We start from the raw sequence: 20,111 nt of genomic DNA, 5'->3' as shown, positions 1-20,111 counted from the left end.
GAGGCATCGTCCGGAGAGACGGTCTGGGGGCAACAATGTCAATCAAGATGATCAGTGCGGCCGCTCTCGTGGCGGTCGGTCTCGGCGCGTGCGGCAGCATCGTGCGGGGTACGACGGAGCAGGTCTCGTTCGTCTCGGTCCCGTCGGGGGCGGCGATGACCACGGACAAGAAGTACGGCTGTCCGATCACGCCGTGCACGCTCGAAGTCGATCGCTCGGACGAGTTCGTCGCGACCTTCACCAAGCCCGGCTACATCCCGGAATCGATCCCGGTGCGGACGAAGGTCGCCGGCCGCGGCGCGGCGAGCGTCGCCGGCAACGTGCTGGCCGGCGGCATCATCGGCGTCGGCGTCGACGCCTATACGGGCGCCGCCCTGGACCACGAGCCGAACCCGGTGATCGTCACCATGCGGCCGGCCGGCAGCGCGGGCCCCCGCCGCCGCGGTCCGGCGCCGAACCAGCCGGGCATATGACCGGCCGACACGCGATCCGGAGGAGTTCCTCCGGATCGCGTGTCGCCAGCCCGCTCGGTGGAGCCGCAGGGCTCCGCACGCCTGAGCGAAGCCGATTTCCGCGTCGCGGGAGCGACCGGTCGGGAATCGTGCGACCCGACCGCGACGGCGGGGGCATCTCGACGGGCCGCCCGCCTCGGAGGCGGTTCCGATATGCCGGCGCCGCACGCCGCTCAGTTCGCAAGGCCGATCTGCGTGGTCGTCGGGCCGAGGCCGTTGGGCACCGGCACGTCGGTATCTGTATAGCGCGTGTTGAGCGTCAGGCGCGGCCGATGGCTGAGATAGATCTTGTTGGCGACGATTGCCGTATATTCTGATTGATCGGCCACGACCTGGTTCGCCCGCACCGAGAAGGTTCCGCGCGGCAGGTAGATCGTGCCGACGAGGCGACGGGCGCTGTCGCTCAGGATGTCGAAGACCCGGCCCGACGGCGAGTCACGGTCCTCGAACAGCAGCAGCCCGGCCATCGGCCCGGTCCGCGGCGCGGTCAGTTCGACGACCGAGGACGGGAGGAGTAACAGCGGCCGCGAGGAGGAGACGACCCCTCTGCGAGGATCGCCGGTGAAGTAGATCCCGACGCCGTCGCCCTTCAGCGAGCCGATCCTCTCGACGCGGACCGCGACCTTGCAGGTGGGAAGCATTTCTGCGCTCACCGGTTGGTCGCAGACCTCGAACGTCACCGCGATCTCCTCCGGCGGCCCGACGATGAGCGGGCCATCCTTGATGATGTAGATGCCGGGCGTCATCGTCACGACGGCACCGGTATCGATCACGAGCCCGCCGCAATAGGTTCCGGGATAGAGCGTGTGGTTTCCTCTGCGAAGCCAGAGCCTGTTGTTGGTGCAGGGCCCGACATCCGGCTTGGGGCGGTCCGCGAGCGGATCCTTGATCACCGGGCAGCCGGTCACGGGCAGCGGCGCGAAGCTCCGGGAATTCCCGGTATAGCCGCCGACCGCGCATGTGGTTCCTGACGCGAGCAGGGTGGCCGAACTGCTCACGATCGCCCTCGCGCTCGTCGACAAGGCGTAGACCGCGCAGCCGCGGGCGTCGATCTGGGACTCGCCGGCGAGCCGGACGGAGCGATCGGTGGACGGTTCGAGGGCGACGACGCAGAGCCGGGTGGTGCCGACCGCCTCGGCGGTGGCCGACACCCGATTGTCCGTGAGCTGCGGCGTGACCAGCCGGCTCATGATCGCGTATTTACGCTGGCTCAGCGTGACCGTGACCCCGGTCGGTGCGCGCCCCCCGGTCTGGCCGGCGGGCACGAACGATCCGCCCGGGCGCTCCCGGACCACCGGCGTGAGACTGACGCTGACGGCTCCATCGCCGCGCTGGAGCTTCACGTTGCTCTTCACGTAGGCATCCGCCAGGGACTGCATCCGCTGCGTGTTCGCTCCCGAGACCTGCATGTCGGAGACGACCGCCAGGGACGCCGCATCCGCCGCCTGTTGCAGCGTCGCGCGCTGCATCGTCCAGGTCGCGTAATCGACGGCGAGACCGACCATGCCGAGCAGGACCGGAGCGAGCAGGGCGAAGACGATCACGACGCTGCCGGATCGATCGGCAGAGAAGCGTTTCCAGCGAGCGGCACCGCGTCCAGGCATCGTTTCCAGCGGCTCCTCTCCCTGCACCGGAGAGACCATGCGCACCATGCGTTAACATGCCGTTGCGGCACGTACCGCAGTGAAATCGATGCTCAACAGGAATTTATATAGTATAATATAAGTATGATATACGCGGTTTCGGTTGTTTTACATGTTTGCAGCGGCTGCATGTCGCGCGCTGAATTGATGCGTTCGGTCGCTCGTGGCCGCCGCACGACAAAGCCGCCGGCGTCACCGGCGGCTTTGTCGGATGTGGCTGATCCGGTCCGGATCCCCGGATCAGCTGTCCATCTTGAGGGCGGCGATGAACGCCTCCTGCGGGATCTCGACCTTGCCGAACTGGCGCATGCGCTTCTTGCCCTCCTTCTGCTTGTCGAGGAGCTTGCGCTTGCGGGAGATGTCGCCGCCGTAGCACTTGGCGGTGACATCCTTCGACAGGGCCCGGATGGTCTCGCGGGCGATGATCTTGCCGCCGATCGCCGCCTGGACCGGGATCTGGAACAGGTGGCGCGGGATCAGATCCTTCAGCTTCTCGCACATCGCCCGGCCGCGGCTCTCGGCGCGGGTGCGGTGGACCAGCATGGAGAGCGCATCGACCGGCTCGGCATTCACCAGGATCGACATCTTCACCAGATCACCCTCGCGGTAATCCGAGATGTGGTAGTCGAACGAGGCGTAGCCTTTCGAGATCGATTTCAGCCGGTCGTAGAAATCGAACACCACCTCGTTGAGCGGCAGATCGTACACCACCATGGCGCGCTTGCCGACGTAGTTGAGGTCGATCTGCGTGCCGCGCCGGTCCTGGCACAGCTTGAGCACGCCGCCGAGATACTCGTCGGGCGTCATGATGGTGGCGCGGATCCACGGCTCCTCGATCGTGTCGATCTTCATCACGTCGGGCATGTCGGCCGGGTTGTGCAGCTCGCGCTTCTCCCCGTCGGACATGTTGAGGTGATAGACCACGCTCGGCGCGGTCGAGATCAGGTCGAGGTTGAACTCGCGCTCCAGCCGCTCCTGGATGATCTCGAGGTGGAGGAGGCCGAGGAAACCGCAGCGGAAGCCGAAGCCGAGGGCGGCGGAGGTCTCCATCTCGTAGGAGAACGAGGCGTCGTTGAGCCGGAGCTTGCCCATCGCGCCGCGCAGGGATTCGAAGTCGGCGGCGTCGACCGGGAACAGGCCGCAGAACACCACCGGCTGCACCGGCTTGAAGCCCGGCATCGCCTCCTTGGTCTTGCGCTTGTCCTCGGTGATGGTGTCGCCGACGCGGGTATCGGCCACTTCCTTGATCGAGCCGGTGAAGAAGCCGACCTCGCCCGGGCCGAGCTCGGCCATGTCCTGCATCTTGGGCCGGAACACGCCGAGGCGCTCGACGCCGTAGGCGGCGTCCGCGCCCATCATGCGGATCGTCATGCCCTTCTTGAGCACGCCGTCGACGATGCGCACCAGCACGACGACGCCGAGATAGACGTCGTACCAGGAATCGACCAGCAGGGCCTTGAGGGGCGCGGCACGGTCGCCCTTCGGCGGCGGCAGGCGGGTGACGATCGCCTCCAGCACCGCCTCGATGTTGATGCCGGTCTTGGCCGAGATCGGCACCGCGTCCTTGGCGTCGATGCCGATCACCTCCTCGATCTGCTCCTTGACCCGGTCGGGCTCGGCCGCCGGCAGGTCGATCTTGTTGAGGACCGGGACGATCTCGTGGTTGGCGTCCAGCGCCTGATAGACGTTGGCGAGCGTCTGCGCCTCGACGCCCTGGGAGGCATCGACGACCAGCAGCGAGCCCTCGCAGGCGGCGAGCGAGCGCGACACCTCGTACGCGAAATCGACGTGGCCGGGCGTGTCCATCAGGTTGAGGACGTAGTCGCGCCCGTCCTGCGCCTTGTATTCCAGGCGCACGGTCTGCGCCTTGATGGTGATGCCGCGCTCCTTCTCGATGTCCATCGAGTCGAGCATCTGCTCGCTCATGTCGCGCGCCGCGACCGCGCCGGTGATCTGGATCAGCCGGTCGGCCAGCGTCGACTTGCCGTGGTCGATATGGGCGACGATCGAGAAGTTGCGGATGTTGTCGATGGGGGACGCGGTCATTGTGGGGCTGTCTCCGGCGCGCAGGCGCGGCGATGCGCGGGGCGCACGGCGGTGAGGATAAGAGTCGACGGGAGATAGCAGCGGCACCCCGCCGCGCCAAGACGGCGGCCGGACGCACGCGACACGTTCCACGACGCGCCTCACGGGCGGCGCCCGGCAGCAGCCCCGTTCCCACGGTCGCGCTAGAACGAAGTGACTACCGCTCAGGTTTCGGCATAACCTGGATTGGGAGATGACGCAGGGATCGGACCATGGACAGGGACGACAGCGATGCGGGGCGGAGACCGACTCTGGTCGAGGTCGACAAGATGGCCATCGCGCCCGACGTTCTGGAGCGCCGACACGAGGACTTTCGCCAGCGCGTCACGATCCATCTGACCTACGCCATCGTTCTGCTTTCGATCTCGGCGATCGGCCTGGTGGTAGCATTCCCGGACAGGACCGCGGCCTTGAAAGACATCTTGTCGATCATCCTACCCGGATTGTTCGGCGTCTACGGGACTGCGATGGGTTTCTATTTCAGCCAGAGGAAGTGATCCGCCGACCGAGATCAGCGGAACACGACCTCTTTTATGCGCCCATCGCTTTCCTGAATCAGGATCGATGCACCCTTCTCTTTTTGCTCCAGGAGAAATTTTTCGGTCCCGAGTGCGCGACGGACGGCCTCCGAGAGAGTGATATTGCCGTACCGGCTCGCGATCCATTCGAGGACCTGCCTGTTGTCAGCCGACAGTCTCAGCGTGAGCTTGTCGGCATTCTTGTCCTGCTCCGGCGCACCGGAATCGGTGAACTGTGCGGCCATGGGGCCTCCGCGACGCCGTTCAGACGTCGAAACGTCAACGCATTGACGCCTATTGGCGGCGCGATAAGCGTCAGCGTCAAGTGCCAGTGGCGACACGTCATCCATGGCCGGCCGTGGCAGCGAACCTCACGCCCCCAACCGATCCGCCACGTCCTCCGCCAGCGACAGGCTCGAGGTCAGCCCCGGGCTCTCGATGCCGAAGAGGTGCACCAGCCCCGGCAACCCGTGCTCGGCCGGTCCGTCGATGAGGAAGTCGGCCGCCCCCTCCCCCGGACCCGACAGCTTCGGACGGATGCCGGCGTAGTCGGGCACCAGCGCGCCGTCGGGGAGCCCCGGCCAGTAGCGGCGGATCGCGGCGGTGAACAGGCCGCCGCGGCCGGGATCGACCTCGTAATCGGGGGCGTCGATCCACTCGACGTCGGGGCCGAAGCGCATCCGGCCGGCGAGATCGAGGGTGAGGTGGATCCCTAAGCCCCCCTCGACGGGCGCGGGGTAGATCAGCCGCGAGAAGGCCGGGCGGCCGGTGCAGCCGAAATAGTTGCCCTTGGCCAGAACCAGCCGCGGCACCCGGGCCTCGGGATAGCCCTCGGTCGCCCGGGCGAGCGCTTGCGCGCCGAAGCTCGCGGCGTTGACGACGGCATCGACCGTGATCTCGTCCGTGTCGCCGAAGCGCGCCACCCAGCCCTCGGGCGAGCGGGTGAGGCGCGCGATCGGCGTGTTGAAGGCGAGCGCGCCGCCCGCCGCCTCGATGTCGCCCTGCAGCGCCAGCATCAGGGCGTGGCTGTCGACGATGCCGGTCTCGGTCGAGAGGAGCGCGGCGTGGCAGGTCAGGTTCGGTTCGAGCGCGCGCGCCTGGCGGCCGTCGAGGAGCGACAGGCCCTCGACCCCGTTCTCGACCCCTTGCGCGTGGATCGCCGCGATCTTCGCTCCCTCCGGCTCGGTTGCCGCGACGATCAGCTTGCCGATCTTGGCGTGGGGCACGCCGTGGCTCGCGCAGAAGGCGTAGAGCCGGCGCCGCCCCTCGACGCAGTGGCGCGCCCTGCTCGAGCCGGTGGGATAGTACATCCCGGCATGGATGACCTCGGAATTGCGCGACGACACGCCGGTCCCGATGCCGCCCTCCGCTTCCGCCACGATCACCTCGTGGCCGCGCAGGGCCAGTTCCCGACCGATCGCGAGGCCGACCACGCCGGCACCGACGACGAGCACCATCATCGGCCGCTCCTCCCTCTGTTTCTTCGTTGGAGCTTATACAACGAGAAAGGGCCCCTCTCCGGGGAGAAGGGCCCTCTCATGATCGGAACGTGAAAAAATCAGGCCGCGATCGACATGGTCGGCTCGGCGGCGCGCACGTCGGCATCGACATGGGCCTCGAAGCGCTTGAAGTTGTTCTGGAACATCTCGACGAGGCTCTTCGCCGTCTCGGCGAAGGCGGCCTTATCCTGCCAGGTCTTGACCGGGTACAGGATGTGCGGCTCGACGCCCGGCACCGAGGTCGGCACCGCGAAGCCGAAATACGGGTCGCGGCGGAAATCCGCCTTGGCGAGCGAGCCGTCCAGGGCCGCGGTCAGGAGACGGCGGGTGACCCGGATCGGCATGCGGCGGCCGACGCCGACGCCGCCGCCGGTCCAGCCGGTGTTGACCAGCCAGCAATCGACGTGGTGACGGGCGATCAGGTCGCGCAGCAGGTTGCCGTAGACGGAGGGGTGACGCGGCATGAACGGCGCGCCGAAGCAGGTCGAGAAGGTCGCCTCCGGGCCCTTCAGCCCCTTCTCGGTGCCGGCCACCTTGGCGGTGTAGCCCGAGAGGAAGTGGTACATCGCCTCGGCGCCGGTCAGCTTGGCGATCGGGGGCAGCACCCCGAAGGCGTCGCAGGTCAGCATGACGATGTTCTTCGGGTGCCCGGCCTGGCCGGTGGCGCTCGAATTGCTGATGAAGGGCAGCGGGTAGGCGCAGCGGGTGTTCTCGGTGCGCGAGGCGTCGTCGAAGTCCGGCAGGCGGGTGACCGGATCGATGACGACGTTCTCCATCACGGTGCCGAAGCGCTCGGTGGTGGAGTAGATCTCGGGCTCGGCCTCCTTCGACAGGCGGATGGTCTTGGCGTAGCAGCCGCCCTCGAAGTTGAAGATGCCCTTCGGGCTCCAGCCGTGCTCGTCGTCGCCCAGCAGCACGCGATTCGGATCGGAGGACAGGGTGGTCTTGCCGGTGCCCGACAGGCCGAAGAACAGGGCCGAGTCGCCCTCATGGCCGACGTTGGCCGAGCAGTGCATCGGCATGACGCCGGCCTTGGGCAGCACGTAGTTCAGGTAGGTGAAGACCGACTTCTTCATCTCGCCGGCATAGGACGTGCCGCCGATCAGCACGATCTTGCGCGAGAAGTCGACCGCGATGACGGTCTCGGTGCGGCAGCCGTGCCGGGCCGGGTCGGCGCGGAAGCTCGGCAGGTCGATGATGGTCAGCTCCGGCGCGAAGTCGGCGAGGGTCTCGCGCTCCGGGCGGATCAGCAGGTTGCGGATGAACAGCGAGTGCCAGGCATACTCGGTGAAGACCCGGGTGCGGACCCGGTGACCGACCTCGGCACCGCCGACGAGATCCTGGGCGAACAGCTCACGCCCCTCGGCATGGGCCATGAAGTCCTCGAAGAGGGTGTCGAACTGGGGCCGGGTGATGGCGCCGTTGTTCTCCCACCACACCTCGTTCTCGGTGTCGGCGTCGCGGACGACGAACTTGTCCTTGGGCGAGCGGCCGGTATGGATGCCGGTCTCAGCGACCAGGGCGCCGCCGGCGGCGAGCTGGGCCTCGCCGCGCTGCAGCGCGTGCTCGTAGAGGCTCGGCGCCTCCAGGTTCCAGTTGACGCGCTTGAGGTTGCGCAGGCCGATCTTGTCGGCGCCGAACGCCTCGTTGAATACGCCGATGTCGTTCACGCCTGTTCCTCCTGGCGCCGACCGTTGGGACCCCGGCCGGCAGCCGGTCCGGATCGGGCCGATTGACTTAACCCATGCGGCGGGTGCGGTGACCATGCCCGTCGTAGCAGGTCGCGCGCCGTCGCGCCGAGGCCGATCAAGGCGTCCCGGTGGGCTGCTTTAGTAGGTGGCGAAACTTCACGGTTCAATCGGATTCGCTCGAACGGGCCGTGACAAGCTCGACTTTGTGTCATGAGCTGGGGATGGCGCGGGCCTGTGCCGCCAACGCCACCAGGGTCGGGCGCAGGGCGGCCGGATCGGCCAGGGGGGTCGGGAAGACGACCCGGGCGGTGCGCTCGCCGGCCATCAGGTCGAGGCCGTCCGGGTCGAGCCCGGTCAGCCGCCACGGTCCCGGCTCCTCGCCGGCGAGCCGCGTGGCGTAGAGCGCGACGGCGTCGGCATGGTCCTCGTTCATGTGGGCGACGGCGCCGGGCTCGGAGTCGGCCAGCGCGTCGAGGCCGGCGAGGTCGGCGAGGAGTTCCGGCCCCGTCAGCGTCGCGGCCTTCGCGAACCCGCCGTTGAGGTGGCCGGCCCGGACCTCGACCCGGAAGAAGGCGAAGTCCGGAAAGTCGGCGTAGAGCGCGGCCTTGGGGTGGCGGGCGAGGAAGCGCGCCCGCACCCGGGGCTCGGCGCTGCGCGTGGCCGTGCCCGTCACGGTCAGGCGCGGATGGGCCAGGGGATCGCCCTTGCCGCCCGCGCCGAGGAGGATCGAGCAGCGCGGGTCGGCCTCCAGGTTGAGGGTGTGGGCGGAGAGGCGCGACAGCAGCAGGAGCGGCGTCCCGTCGAGATCGGTCGCCACGGTGACCAGGGAGGCGAACGGCGCGCCCCCGTCGCGTTCCAGGGTCGCCAGCGCCCCCGCGCGGATCCGGCGCAGCAGCGACTTGGCGAGGCCGATCGCGTCGAACGGCGCCTCGGCCGCCGGCAGCGGCGCGGCCTGCTTCCTCTCTGCCTCGGCCATGCGGTCTCCCCCCTCGTCGCGCGTCTCTCGCGCCTTACCTTGGCGTCGGCGCGAGGGCCCGTCCAGGCCGCGCGACGCCGCGGGCCCGGGACGCTCGTCGCGAGCCCGGTCGTGGCAACCTGTGGCGGCCTCGCCACGGGTGCTCGCTTTTTCGGCGAGATGGCCTTAAGGGAGTCGAAATCGTGGCGTCGCGGCCACTGTCCAGCCTTTTTGGGCAGAGCCGCCATGCCCGAGATCTGCCGGGTCCGGAACCGGTTCCAGTCGGGTGACGTTCAGCAGGGCCGGTATGTCCTGCGGGCGACGCCCGCGCCCCCAGGGAATGCCCATGCCGACCATCGCCCTCGTCGATGACGACCGCAACATCCTGACCTCCGTGTCGATCGCCCTGGAGACCGAGGGGTACAGGATCCAGACCTACACCGACGGCGCTTCCGCCCTCGACGGCCTGAAGCATTCGCCGCCCGACCTCGCGATCTTCGACATCAAGATGCCGCGCATGGACGGGATGGAGCTGCTGCGCCGCCTACGCCAGAAATCCGACATCCCGGTCATCTTCCTGACCTCGAAGGACGAGGAGATCGACGAGCTGTTCGGCCTCAAGATGGGCGCCGACGACTTCATCCGGAAGCCGTTCTCGCAGCGTCTCCTGGTCGAGCGCGTCAAGGCGGTGCTGCGCCGCTTCGCCGCCAAGGAGGCGGGGCCCGGCGCCTCGGCCCGGGAGGCGGAGGCCGCCGCCGCCCGCTCGCTGGAGCGCGGCCAGCTGATGATGGACCCGGAGCGCCACACCTGCACCTGGAAGGGCGAGCCGGTGACGCTGACCGTGACCGAGTTCCTGATCCTGCAGGCGCTCGCCCAGCGCCCCGGCGTCGTGAAGAGCCGCAACGCCCTGATGGACGCGGCCTACGACGACCAGGTCTACGTCGACGACCGCACCATCGACAGCCACATCAAGCGCCTGCGCAAGAAGTTCAAGGTGACCGACAACAGCTTCGACATGATCGAGACGCTGTACGGCGTCGGCTACCGTTTCAAGGAAATGTAGGCGCTTGTTCTCGAGAGATTTGACCGCGTGAGCGATGGATCCGGCCTCGGCGCCGTTCGCCGCCTGCTGGGCGGCAAGGTCCGCTCCCTGGGCGTCACCCCGGTGAGGCCGTCGAGCGAGATCGATCCGGACGCCGAGGCGGCGCGCGAGCCGTTCGGGCTGCGCAGCATCCGGCGCTGGATCGCGGAGCGCTTCGCCTCGAGCCTGACCCGGCGGATCGTGGTCCTGAACCTCGCCGGGCTGATCGCGCTGCTGATCGGCTTCCTCTACCTCAACCAGTTCCGCCAGGGCCTGATCGAGGCGCGGGTCCAGAGCCTGCTGACGCAGGGCGACATCATCGCGGGCGCGATCGCGGCCTCCGCGACCGTCGATACCGACGCGATCACCATCGATCCCGACCGCCTGCTCCAGCTCCAGGCCGGCGAGGGTGGGGCCTTCGGCGACGAGGCGCCCTCGGGCCTCGAATTCTCCCTCAACCCGGAGCGGGTGGCCCCGCTCCTGCGCCGCCTGATCACCCCGACCGGCACCCGCGCCCGGGTTTACGACCGCGACGGCACGATGCTGATCGATTCGCGCGGCCTCTACATCCGCGGCGACCTCAGCCGCGACCCGCCCGCCGCGCACAAGGAGCGCCCGAGCCTGATCGAGCAGGCCTGGAACGCGGTGCGCACGCATGTCCCGGGCCTCGGCCGCCCCTCCTCCGCCGACGAGCCGGGTCCCGCGGACGGGCGCACCCTGCCGGAGGTGCAGCGGGCGCTGGCCGGGGCCCGCGGCACCCTGGTGCGCCGCAACGGCCCGGGCGAGACCATCGTGTCGGTGGCGGTGCCGATCCAGCGCGGCCGCACCGTCCGGGGCGCCCTGCTGCTCTCGACCCAGGAAGGCGACATCGACAAGATCATCGCGGCCGAGCGGTTCTCGCTCCTGCAGGTCTTCATCATCGCGGCCCTCGTGATGGTGGTGCTGTCGATGCTGGTCGCCGGCCAGATCGTCGGCCCGGTCGGGCGTCTGGCGGAGGCCGCCGAGCGGGTCCGCACCGGCATCAAGTCGCGCCAGGAGATCCCCGACTTCACCCGCCGCACCGACGAGATCGGCCACCTCTCGGGGGCGCTGCGCGACATGACCCAGGCGCTCTACCGCCGCCTCGACGCGATCGAGAACTTCGCCGCGGACGTCTCGCACGAGCTGAAGAATCCCCTCACCTCGCTCCGCAGCGCCGTCGAGACCCTGCCGCTGGCCAGGACCGACGAATCGCGCGGCCGGCTGATGCAGGTCATCCAGCACGACGTGAAGCGCCTCGACCGGCTGATCAGCGACATCGCCGACGCCTCGCGCCTCGATGCCGAGCTCGCCCGGGCCGAGGCCGGGCGGGTGGATCTGAGGAAGCTCATCACCACGGTGGTGTCGGTCGCCAACGAGCGCCGGCGCCGGGGCGACGCCTCCATCGACCTGACGGTGGAGCCCGCTCCCGCCGGCAGCGAGGATCCGTTCGCGATCCTCGGCCACGACAGCCGGCTCGGCCAGGTGGTCAACAACCTCCTCGACAATGCCCGCTCGTTCTCGCCCAAGGGCGCGACCGTCCGGGTGATGCTGCGGCGCCGGCGCAACGCCGTCGAGCTCACCGTGGAGGATGACGGCCCCGGCATCCCGCCCCATGCGCTGGAGCGGATCTTCGAGCGCTTCTACACCGACCGGCCGGAACAGGGCTTCGGGCAGAATTCGGGTCTCGGCCTGTCGATCTCGCGCCAGATCGTCCAGGCTCATCGCGGCACGATCCGGGCCGAGAACCGCCTCGGGGCCCCGGACGAGGACGGCGATCCGGCCCTGCTCGGCGCCCGCTTCATCGTCCGGATCCCGGCCCAGAGCCGCTGACCGACGTGGCCGCGGTTCATGCCAGCTGCGTTGTGGTGGGCGAGGACGGGATCCTGATCCGCGGCGCGTCGGGCAGCGGCAAATCGACCCTGGTGCGTGATCTTCTCGGGCTCGGCGCTATCTCGGGCCTCTTCGCGGCCCTCGTCGCCGACGACCGGGTGGCTCTGACGCAGCGGCACGGGCGCCTCGTCGCCGCCCCGCACCCGGCCCTCCCGGGCCTGCTCGAGCTGCGCGGCCTCGGGCTGCAAGCCGTTGAACCGGCGGTGCCTTCGGCGGTTCTGCGCCTCGTCGTCGACCTCGCCGAGGGGGCACCGCGGATGCCCGAGACGGCGCAGGAGACGGTCCTTCTCCACGGGGTGGCGCTGCCCAGGACGATCCTGTCGCCGGGCCCCGGCCGGGCCGGAACGGTGTTGTGGCGTTGGCGCCGCCTCCGTGTCATGATGATGACCGATTGATGCGGATTTCGCCGCATTGCTCTTGCGCTCGCCTTTGCGCTGCACAAAATGGCGGCTCGGCTCCAACGGGGCGTCGGAACTCGTGTCGATGATTGGAATGGTGCTCGTCACCCACGGCCTGCTCGCGACGGAATTCAAGGCCGCGCTGGAGCACGTCGTCGGGCCGCAGGAGCAGCTCGAGACGATCACCATCGGCCCCGAAGACGACATGGAGGTCCGGCGCAAGGACATCATGTCGGCGGTGTGCCGGGTGAATTCCGGCGACGGCGTCGTCGTGCTGACCGACATGTTCGGCGGCACGCCCTCGAATCTCGCGCTCTCCTGCATGAACGGTGGCTCGGTCGAGGTGGTCGCCGGCATCAACCTGCCGATGCTGATCAAGCTCGCCAGCGTGCGCGACGAGGAATCCCTCGGCGAGGCGGTGCTCCACGCCCAGGAGGCGGGGCGCAAGTACATCAACGTCGCCTCGCGGGTCCTGGCCGGAAAATAGCCCGGCGGGCGCGGCGCGGCCTCTCGCCTTCGGCGTCGCGCGCTCTAGCTTCCCTCCCCGGCCCGGCAACCGGATCGGGCCGATCCCCAAGTTGCGCGCGGGCTCGCAGGACGCGCGCGAGGGCCGGACGACCGCCGCAGCCGGTCCGAACCGGCTCCGAGCAGGTGCCCCGACCGATGACGTCTTTCACCGACACCGACGACGAGGATGGCGATCTCCCGCCGGTGCCCGAGGGCGCCAGCGCCCGCGACCTGCCGATCATCAACCGCCGCGGTCTCCACGCCCGCGCCTCCGCCAAGTTCGTCCAGACGGTGGAGAAGTTCGGCTCCGAGGTCACGGTGAGCCGGGGCGGCGAGACGGTCGGCGGCCGCTCGATCATGGGCCTTCTCACCCTCGGGGCCGCCCAGGGCACCAGCATCCGGGTCACGGCCCTCGGCCCCGACCAGGATTCGTGCATGGAGGCGATCAGCGCCCTCCTTGCCAATCGCTTCGGCGAGGACGAGTAGCGCCGCCCCTCACGCCCGTCGCCACAGGCGCTGCAGGACCGTCCGCTCCCGGGCCGGCCGGGCGGCGCCGGCCGGCCCGACCGTGACCAGGGCCTCGACCCGGGCGGGCTCCGGCGCGACCGCGGGGGCTTGGGCGAGGCCGAGGCCGGCCTGGCGCCAGATCGTGTCGTGCCGCCCGGTGGCGAGATGCACCGCCGCGGCCACCACCTCCCCGTCTCGCCGCACCAGATCGACGCAGGCCTGCCGCCGGTGGGCGAAGCGCCGCGTCACCACGCGGAAGGCCGTCGCCGCAGCGGGATCGGCGAGCAGGCTTCCGGGTCCGCGCCGCGCGTCGAGCACCAGGAAATGCTCGACGGCGTCGCGCAGGCGCGCCGGTTCGCGCACCCGCTCGAGGGAGGTGCGGCCCGACGGCAGGGTCAGGGGCGCCGGCGCGGAGGCCGGCAAGGCGGCCTGCTCGGTGACCGCGAGGCGACGACCCGTGCTGCCGGCGGCCTCGCCGAGGGCGACGGCGAGGCCGGAATCCGGCCGCAGGTCGGGCCAGTGCAGGTCGACGAGACGCAAGGACGATTGGCGCAGGTGGTCGAGGGCGGCGCGCAGCACCGCGCCGGCCTGGTCGGCATCGATCGCCGCCTCGGCCGTGCCGGCGAGCGGCAGGCGCCAGAGCTGCGCGCGCCCGGCGAGGCCCTGGCGCGCCGGCAGGCGCAGCGGCAGCAGCCCGCGCAGGATCGGCGTGCGCAGGCCGTCCTGCCAGACCAGCAGCAGCGCCAGGGTCTGACCGTCGGCGAGGTGCTGCGCCATCGTCAGCGTGAAGTCGGGATCGGCGTAGACGCTCGGCTCGAGCGCCCGGCCCATCAGGCTGCGCCAGGCCTCGACCTCGGTCTCGCGCAGCGACGAGGGATGGCGCAGCTCCGCCCGCAGCCTCACCGCGCCGGGCTTGCCGCCCTCGATCAGCGTGAAGGGAGTGCTCATCGCCGCCTCGTTCCGGGTCATCCGTCCCGGAACGGGACGGAGGTGCGGCCCTGGCGGCCGCTCCGGGAGGGGCGTTTCAAGAGCCGTGCCTCCCGGCCTCAGCCTCCCGGGATCGCCAGCGGGTTGTCGCTCAGCGCCGCGGCGTCCGGCCCGTCGAGGACCGGTCGGCCCAGGAACGCATCCCACAGCCGGCGCACGAAGGCGGGATCGAGGTCGCGCACGATCAGGACCAGCCGCGAGCGGGTGTCGCCGTCGGGCCAGGCCGGCAGGATCGCGGGCGTGTGCACGACGTGCTGCACCCCGTGCACCACGACCGGCCGGCCGGGATCGTCGGCGAGCGCCACCAGCCCCTTCAGGCGCAGGAGCTTGGGGCCGTGGGCCGAGCGCAGCAGGTCGAGGAACATCTCGAAGGCGGAGCGCGGCACCGGCGCGTCGCTCACCAGGTGGAAGGCGCGGATCGCCGCGTCGTGGCGGTTGACGTCGTGGTGGTGGTGATGGCCGTGGTGGTGATCGTGACCGTGATGATGGTCGCCGTGATCCGCCTCCGCACCCAGCCAGGCCCGCACGTCCGCGACCTTGCCGTCGAGGTCGAACAGGCCGGCCAGCAGGGCGTCGGCGGGGGCGTCCGGTGCCAGGATCGGTGCGCCGGGGTTGATCTGGCCGAGGCGGGCGCGCAGGGCCGCGCCCCCGTCCCCGGCGAGGTCGGCCTTGGTCAGGACCAGCCGGTCGGCCACCGCGACCTGGCGCAGGGCCTCCGGATGCGCGTCGAGGGTGCCGGCGCCGTTGACCGCGTCGACCACCGTGACCACGCCCTGGAGCGCGTACCGCATCGCCACGTAGGGGTGGTAGAGCAGCGCGTGCAGGATCGGCGCCGGATCGGCGAGGCCGGTGGTCTCGATCACCACCCGGCGGAACGGCTCGATCCGCCCGTTGTCGCGCTTGCGCAGCAGGTCTTCCAGCGTCGCGATCAGGTCGCCGCGCACGGTGCAGCACAGGCAGCCGGCCCCGAGCAGGATCATCCCCTCGTCCACCGTCTCGATCAGCAGGTGATCGAGCCCGATCTCGCCGAACTCGTTGACGATGACCACGGTGTCGGCGAGCTCCGGCGCCCGCAGGAGCCGGTTGAGCAGCGTGGTCTTGCCGGCCCCGAGAAAGCCGGTGAGGACGGTGAGCGGGATCGGCGCGGGGCGGCCGGGGGCGTCGGTCATGTGCGGTCTCGTCGAGCAGTCACCGCGAACTGCGCATCCCGTCGCCGAACGTCAATCCCGCGCGGTGAGCGGAACCCGCCCCAGCACGCCCCCGTCGAGCACGAGGTCGTCGGTCGCCCACAGCAGGCAGAGCGCATCGACCGCGAGGCGCAGGATCGGCCGGTCCCACCAGCGCGCGATCAGGTCGGCGAGGGCCGCGGCCTCCCGCGGGTCGAGGTCGTCGACGAGATTGTGCAGGCCGACGAGGTAGAGCCCGGTTTCCGGCCGGCCCATGATCCGCTGGATCGCGCCCAGCACGTCGGCGCCGTCGCGGCATTCGGGGTAGACCCGCAGGTAGAGCCGGCCGAGATTGACGGTGCCGGAGAACAGCCCGCGCAATTCGACCGTGACCGGGCCGAGGGCGGCGAGCGCCCTCCGCTGCTCCGGCGAGACGGTCGGCACCGCCCTGGGCCCGACCGCCAGGGAGCCGCACAGGGTGGCGTGCAGGCGGTCCGTGCGCCGTGCCGCGACGTCCCAGGCGATCTTCGCCGCGAAGGGAGCCGCGCGCAGGTCCCGCTCCAGCGCGGCATGGGCCGGGGCGGCGAGGCGCGCATGCGGCACCGGCAGGACCAGCGACACGATGCGGGGATGGCGCCCGTTCTCGTAGGATCGGCCCGCGCGGGACCGGATCACGCCCGGATGGCCGGGCGCCACCAGGGGTAGGTGCGCGAGGCGGTAGGCTTCGTCGAGGGCGAGGCCTTCGCCGGGCGCGAAGCGGGTCCGGCTGCGGCGATAGGCCAGGACCTCGTCCGGGCAGAGGGACGGCGCCGCGCCGGCGCCCACCGGCTCAGTCGTCCTTCTTGTGCGCCGACGACTTGGCGGCGGTCTTCTGCGTCTTGGCGGCGCTCTTGGCCGCGCTCTTGGCTACATCCTTGGCGCCGTCCTTGGCGCCGTCCTTGGCCTCGGCCTTCTGGGCGGGCTTTCCCGCCGGCTTGGCGGCCGGCTTCACGGCTGGCCTGGCCGCCGCCTTGTGGCCCTTCTGGTCCTTCGGCTCGGCGATCACCGCGGTGGCGGGGCCGGTCGAGGCGAAGGCGGAGGCCGCGGCGGGCGCGGAGGCCTTCTGGCGGGCGAGAAGCTTGGGCTGGGGCACGGTCGCGCCGGTGGCCGCGATGCTGCGGCTCGGGGCCGGCCTGTGCGGTGCGGGCTTGGCCAGCTTCACCCGGGGCGCCGCCTTGGCGGCCTTGGCGGGCGCGGCCTCGTCGGTCGCCGCGATGGCGCTCTCGGCCGGGTCGCGGCCGGTCCAGACCAGCACCGGCTGCAGCGGCGCCCGCGGCGGCAGGGCGCGGTTGCGCAGGGCGGCGCTGTTCATGGTGGCGAAGGCGAGCGCCGAGGAGGGCGGCGCGCCCGCCGCCATCAGCTGGGCGTTGGCGTTGTCGGCGTTGCCGCCGGCCGCCGCGCCCGCGGTCACCGCGGAGGAATCGGCGTCGGTCGGCATCGGCCGGCGCTTGTCGCAGATATAGGGCCGCATGTCGGGCGGCGCGGCGATGCTCGAGGTCGGCAGGTCGGCGAGGGTTTGGCCGCCGAAGCTGAAGCCCGACTGGCCGTAGCCGTAATCGAACAGGTCGGCGGCCTTCAGGTCGCGCTCGCGGGCGCTCGGCTGGCCCATCACCACGGTGATGATGCGCCGGCCGTTGCGGTTGGCGGTCGCCACCACGTTGAAGCCGCCGGCACAGATGAAGCCGGTCTTCATCCCGTCGACGCCGGCATAGCGGCCGAGCAGGCCGTTGTGGTTCGGCATCACGGCGCGGCCGAACTGGATCGCCGAGATCGAGAACAGCTCGCGGTTCTCGGGGAAGTCGCGCAGGAGCGCCCGGGCGAGGACCGCCATGTCGCGGGCCGAGGTCCATTGCCGCGCGTCGGGCAGGCCGTTGGGGTTGTACCAGTGGCTGTCGCGCATGCCGAGGCGCTGCGCGGTGTCGTTCATCTGCGCGGCGAAGCCGTCGATCGAGCCGCCGAGATTCTCGCCGATCGCCCAGGCGACGTCGTTGGCCGACTTCACCATGATGATCTTGAGGGCGTTGTCGAGGGTGAGCTGGGTGCCGGGCTTGAAGCCCATCTTCGAGGGCGGCTCGGCGGCGGCCGCCTCCGAGATGGTGAGCAGCTGGTCCATCGAGGCGCGGCCCTGGCGCACCATGTCGAGGGCGACGTAGGTCGTCATCAGCTTGGTGATCGAGGCCGGGTACCACGGGTCGGTGGCGCCCTGGCTGTAGATCACCTTGCCGGAATCGACGTCGACGACCAGCATCGGCGCGGTGACGGCCCCCGCCGTTCCGGCGGCCAGCAAGGCGCCGAGGCCGAAGAGGCGTCCGGCGAGGCGCGGCAGCAGCGCACGTGTCAGCATTCCGATGAGTTCCCGTCGTGCCGGTGCCGCTCCGCGGCGCATCCCGCGACCGTCCGGCACCCGGTTGAGGCCGTCCGGTCGCGCCGCCCCGGGCACCGCACGGCGGACCGACCGTGATTGTAGGGCAGCGGCGAAGCTTTTGACAGCGCCGCGCGACGCCCCCATGAACGCGCGATCCGTGGCGGGAGCGTGGCGGCGCTGCCATCCCCGGCCCGTCCACAGGCGCGGACCGGACCCGCGCCCGGTGCGCTTGCCGACGCGATCCCCATCTGACACGGCAGGACGACCGTCCCTGTCATCTGGAGCAACGCGCGCGACGCCGACCGGCGGCGCCCGACGACCGACATCATGAGCTACGCCGTCAAGGAGATCTTCCACACCCTCCAGGGCGAGGGCGCCCAGGCCGGGCGCGCCTCGGTGTTCTGCCGCTTCGCCGGCTGCAACCTGTGGAGCGGGCGCGAGGCCGACCGGGCGGACGCGGTCTGCCGGTTCTGCGACACCGACTTCGTCGGCACCGACGGGATCGGCGGCGGGCGCTTTCCCGACGCCGAGGCCCTGGCGGCGGCGATCGCGGCCTGCTGGGGCGAGGCACGGGGCCCGCGCTACGTGGTGTTCACCGGCGGCGAGCCGCTGCTGCAGCTCGACGAGGCGCTGCTCGCGGCCGTGCATGCCCGGGGCTTCGAGGCGGCGGTCGAGACCAACGGCACGCAGGTGCCGCCCGAGGGGATCGACTGGGTCTGCGTCAGCCCGAAGGCCGGCGCCCCCTTGCGCCTCACCCGCGGCCACGAGCTGAAGCTCGTCTACCCGCAGGCCGGCCTCGACCCGGACGCGCTGGCCGAGCTCGATTTCCGCCATCTCTGGCTCCAGCCGATGGACGGACCCGACAGGATCGCCAATACCGAGGCGGCGGTGGCCCACTGCCTGCGCGACGGACGCTGGCGCCTGAGCCTCCAGACCCACAAGCTGATCGGCATCCCGTGAGCCGGCCGCGGGTTCGCCCGCCCGGACATCGGTGCTAAGGCGCTGTCCACATTCATTCCCAGACGCGACCACAGATGAAGATCACCCAGGCCTTCACGTTCGAGGCGGCCCACCGGCTGCCGAACGTGCCCCCGACCCATCGCTGCCACCGCATGCACGGCCATTCCTACCGGGTCGAGCTGACCCTCGACGGGCCGGTCGACCCGGCGACCGGCTGGGTGGTCGATTTCTTCGACGTCGAGGCGGCCTTCGCGCCGGTGCTCGCGCGGCTCGACCATTACTGCCTCAACGAGGTGCCGGGCCTCGAGAACCCGACCGCCGAGCACATCGCGGCCTGGATCTGGAACGAGACGAAGCCCGCCCTGCCGCTGCTCGCCTCGGTCAAGGTGTTCGAGACGCCGATGTCGTGGGCGGAGTATGCCGGCGCGTGAGCCTGTCGGCGCATGACACTTGAGGAGGCGGATCACCGGCGCCGCCTCGCCGCGATCGTCCGGGCCGACCCCGGCCTGATGACGCTCCTGGCGGCGGCCCGCTCCCTCGCCCTGCCGCAATGGCGCCTCGTCGCCGGCTGCCTCTACCAGACGGTCTGGAACGCCCTGACCGGCCGGCCCCGCGGGCACGGCATCCGCGACTACGACTTGATCTACTTCGACCCCGACACGTCCTGGGAGGCCGAGGACGCGATCCTGCGGCGCGCCGCACCCGTGCTGACGCCCTGTCCCGGCCCGGTCGAGATCCGCAACCAGGCCCGGGTCCATCTCTGGTTCGAGGCCCGCTTCGGCACCCCCTACCCGCCCCTGCCCGATGCCGACGCGGCGCTCGCGCGCTACGCCGCGATCGTCCACGCCGTCGGGGTGCGGCTGGAGCCCGACGACACCCTGTCGATCGCCGCGCCCTTCGGCCTCGACGACCTGTTCGGGCTGGTGCTGCGTCCCAACCCGGCGCTCGCCAACGCCCGGACCTACACCGCGAAGGCGGAGCGGATGCGGGCGCTGTGGCCCGAGCTGACGGTGCTGGCGTGGGATGGGGCGGGCGATCCCGCCGTCAAGTGCGCGAAGGACACGCCCGCGCTGTCCACCGGCCTGTCCCCCGGGCCCTCCCCGTTCTCGACAAGCCGTTGAGCCTGCACGGGTCTTTCCGAAGGCTGCGGCAGTGCTTCAACGAAACGGTCACGATTCCAGGACCTTGCCGCCGGACAGGCTGTGGATCGGGCGTGGGCGGACGTCTTGCGTAAGGATCGCTTTACCTTAGGCCCAATCGTTCCTGTTGCGAAGCATCCCCCGCACG

The 20,111-nt window shown here is 70.6% G+C and carries 20 protein-coding genes; 10 read left to right on the top strand and 10 right to left on the bottom strand.

Annotation, left to right across the window (positions count from 1 at the left end; genetic code table 11):
- The first annotated feature begins 47 nt into the window (after nt 1-47).
- Entirely contained in the window at nt 48-473 is a 426-nt protein-coding gene (locus A5481_RS11700) for a hypothetical protein (RefSeq protein ID WP_053082224.1), read from the top strand.
- 212 nt (nt 474-685) lie between these two features.
- On the opposite strand, the gene A5481_RS11695 is transcribed toward A5481_RS11700, so the two are convergent.
- Both A5481_RS11695 and lepA read right to left on the bottom strand, forming a co-directional pair.
- Nucleotides 686-2,164, bottom strand: coding sequence for a TadE/TadG family type IV pilus assembly protein (locus A5481_RS11695; protein ID WP_082172928.1), 1,479 nt, complete (start codon nt 2,162-2,164; stop codon nt 686-688).
- A gap of 231 nt (nt 2,165-2,395) precedes the next feature.
- Nucleotides 2,396-4,201 carry a translation elongation factor 4 gene (lepA, locus tag A5481_RS11690; RefSeq protein ID WP_048432098.1) on the bottom strand — a complete coding sequence of 602 codons (1,806 nt, stop codon included), beginning with the start codon at nt 4,199-4,201 and terminating at the stop codon, nt 2,396-2,398.
- 251 nt (nt 4,202-4,452) lie between these two features.
- Here lepA and A5481_RS11685 point away from each other — a divergent pair, with 251 nt between their 5' ends.
- A complete protein-coding gene (locus A5481_RS11685; RefSeq protein ID WP_048432099.1) occupies nt 4,453-4,737 on the top strand; it encodes a hypothetical protein in 285 nt (94 codons plus the stop codon).
- Nucleotides 4,738-4,751: 14 nt separating this feature from the next.
- Here the strand turns inward: A5481_RS11685 and A5481_RS11680 are convergent, their stop codons facing one another.
- The 4 genes from A5481_RS11680 to A5481_RS11665 form a co-directional block, all read right to left on the bottom strand.
- Nucleotides 4,752-5,003, bottom strand: a complete 252-nt coding sequence (locus A5481_RS11680; RefSeq protein WP_048432100.1) for a hypothetical protein — start codon at nt 5,001-5,003, stop codon at nt 4,752-4,754.
- A gap of 126 nt (nt 5,004-5,129) precedes the next feature.
- Nucleotides 5,130-6,218 carry an NAD(P)/FAD-dependent oxidoreductase gene (locus A5481_RS11675; protein WP_048432101.1) on the bottom strand — a complete coding sequence of 363 codons (1,089 nt, stop codon included), beginning with the start codon at nt 6,216-6,218 and terminating at the stop codon, nt 5,130-5,132.
- A 98-nt stretch (nt 6,219-6,316) separates the two neighbouring features.
- Nucleotides 6,317-7,927 carry a phosphoenolpyruvate carboxykinase gene (locus tag A5481_RS11670; protein ID WP_048432102.1) on the bottom strand — a complete coding sequence of 537 codons (1,611 nt, stop codon included), beginning with the start codon at nt 7,925-7,927 and terminating at the stop codon, nt 6,317-6,319.
- 229 nt (nt 7,928-8,156) lie between these two features.
- On the bottom strand, nt 8,157-8,924 hold the full coding sequence (locus tag A5481_RS11665; protein ID WP_048432103.1) for a HugZ family pyridoxamine 5'-phosphate oxidase: 768 nt from the start codon (nt 8,922-8,924) through the stop codon (nt 8,157-8,159).
- Nucleotides 8,925-9,249: 325 nt separating this feature from the next.
- Here A5481_RS11665 and A5481_RS11660 point away from each other — a divergent pair, with 325 nt between their 5' ends.
- The 5 genes from A5481_RS11660 to A5481_RS11640 all read left to right on the top strand — a co-directional run bounded on the left by A5481_RS11660 (nt 9,250) and on the right by A5481_RS11640 (nt 13,286).
- A complete protein-coding gene (locus tag A5481_RS11660) occupies nt 9,250-9,966 on the top strand; it encodes a response regulator transcription factor (RefSeq protein WP_048432104.1) in 717 nt (238 codons plus the stop codon).
- Nucleotides 9,967-10,125: 159 nt separating this feature from the next.
- Complete coding sequence (locus A5481_RS11655; RefSeq protein WP_245238613.1) at nt 10,126-11,835, top strand: sensor histidine kinase; 1,710 nt, start codon at nt 10,126-10,128, stop codon at nt 11,833-11,835.
- A 5-nt stretch (nt 11,836-11,840) separates the two neighbouring features.
- Complete coding sequence (locus tag A5481_RS11650; RefSeq protein ID WP_053082223.1) at nt 11,841-12,290, top strand: HPr kinase/phosphorylase; 450 nt, start codon at nt 11,841-11,843, stop codon at nt 12,288-12,290.
- An 88-nt stretch (nt 12,291-12,378) separates the two neighbouring features.
- Nucleotides 12,379-12,780 (top strand): PTS sugar transporter subunit IIA, encoded by a 402-nt coding sequence (locus A5481_RS11645; RefSeq protein ID WP_048432106.1) that lies wholly within the window; start codon nt 12,379-12,381, stop codon nt 12,778-12,780.
- 176 nt (nt 12,781-12,956) lie between these two features.
- Nucleotides 12,957-13,286, top strand: coding sequence for an HPr family phosphocarrier protein (locus A5481_RS11640; RefSeq protein ID WP_048432107.1), 330 nt, complete (start codon nt 12,957-12,959; stop codon nt 13,284-13,286).
- Nucleotides 13,287-13,295: 9 nt separating this feature from the next.
- Here the strand turns inward: A5481_RS11640 and A5481_RS11635 are convergent, their stop codons facing one another.
- The 4 genes from A5481_RS11635 to A5481_RS11620 form a co-directional block, all read right to left on the bottom strand.
- Complete coding sequence (locus A5481_RS11635; protein WP_048432129.1) at nt 13,296-14,255, bottom strand: GNAT family N-acetyltransferase; 960 nt, start codon at nt 14,253-14,255, stop codon at nt 13,296-13,298.
- A 98-nt stretch (nt 14,256-14,353) separates the two neighbouring features.
- Nucleotides 14,354-15,463: a CobW family GTP-binding protein gene (locus tag A5481_RS11630; RefSeq protein WP_048432108.1), complete on the bottom strand. Its 1,110-nt coding sequence runs from the start codon at nt 15,461-15,463 to the stop codon at nt 14,354-14,356.
- Between the two features lie 51 nt (nt 15,464-15,514).
- The gene (locus A5481_RS11625) at nt 15,515-16,285 is read right to left on the bottom strand and encodes a hypothetical protein (protein WP_048432109.1); all 771 of its coding nucleotides are present in this window, start codon (nt 16,283-16,285) and stop codon (nt 15,515-15,517) included.
- Nucleotides 16,286-16,289: 4 nt separating this feature from the next.
- Entirely contained in the window at nt 16,290-17,843 is a 1,554-nt protein-coding gene (locus A5481_RS11620; protein ID WP_197514173.1) for a serine hydrolase, read from the bottom strand.
- A gap of 348 nt (nt 17,844-18,191) precedes the next feature.
- Here A5481_RS11620 and queE point away from each other — a divergent pair, with 348 nt between their 5' ends.
- The 3 genes from queE (at nt 18,192) to A5481_RS11605 (ending at nt 19,945) form a co-directional block, all read left to right on the top strand.
- The gene (queE, locus tag A5481_RS11615) at nt 18,192-18,824 is read left to right on the top strand and encodes a 7-carboxy-7-deazaguanine synthase (protein ID WP_048432110.1); all 633 of its coding nucleotides are present in this window, start codon (nt 18,192-18,194) and stop codon (nt 18,822-18,824) included.
- Between the two features lie 74 nt (nt 18,825-18,898).
- On the top strand, nt 18,899-19,255 hold the full coding sequence (queD, locus tag A5481_RS11610) for a 6-carboxytetrahydropterin synthase QueD (protein ID WP_048432111.1): 357 nt from the start codon (nt 18,899-18,901) through the stop codon (nt 19,253-19,255).
- A 12-nt stretch (nt 19,256-19,267) separates the two neighbouring features.
- On the top strand, nt 19,268-19,945 hold the full coding sequence (locus tag A5481_RS11605; protein WP_064503958.1) for a nucleotidyltransferase family protein: 678 nt from the start codon (nt 19,268-19,270) through the stop codon (nt 19,943-19,945).
- Nucleotides 19,946-20,111: the final 166 nt, after the last annotated feature.

Origin of the sequence: Methylobacterium platani (assembly GCF_001653715.1) — a bacterium.
Lineage (GTDB): Bacteria > Pseudomonadota > Alphaproteobacteria > Rhizobiales > Beijerinckiaceae > Methylobacterium > Methylobacterium platani.
The sequence above is the reverse complement of the archived record's forward strand: the minus strand, read 5'-3'. Positions and strand labels throughout refer to the sequence as shown.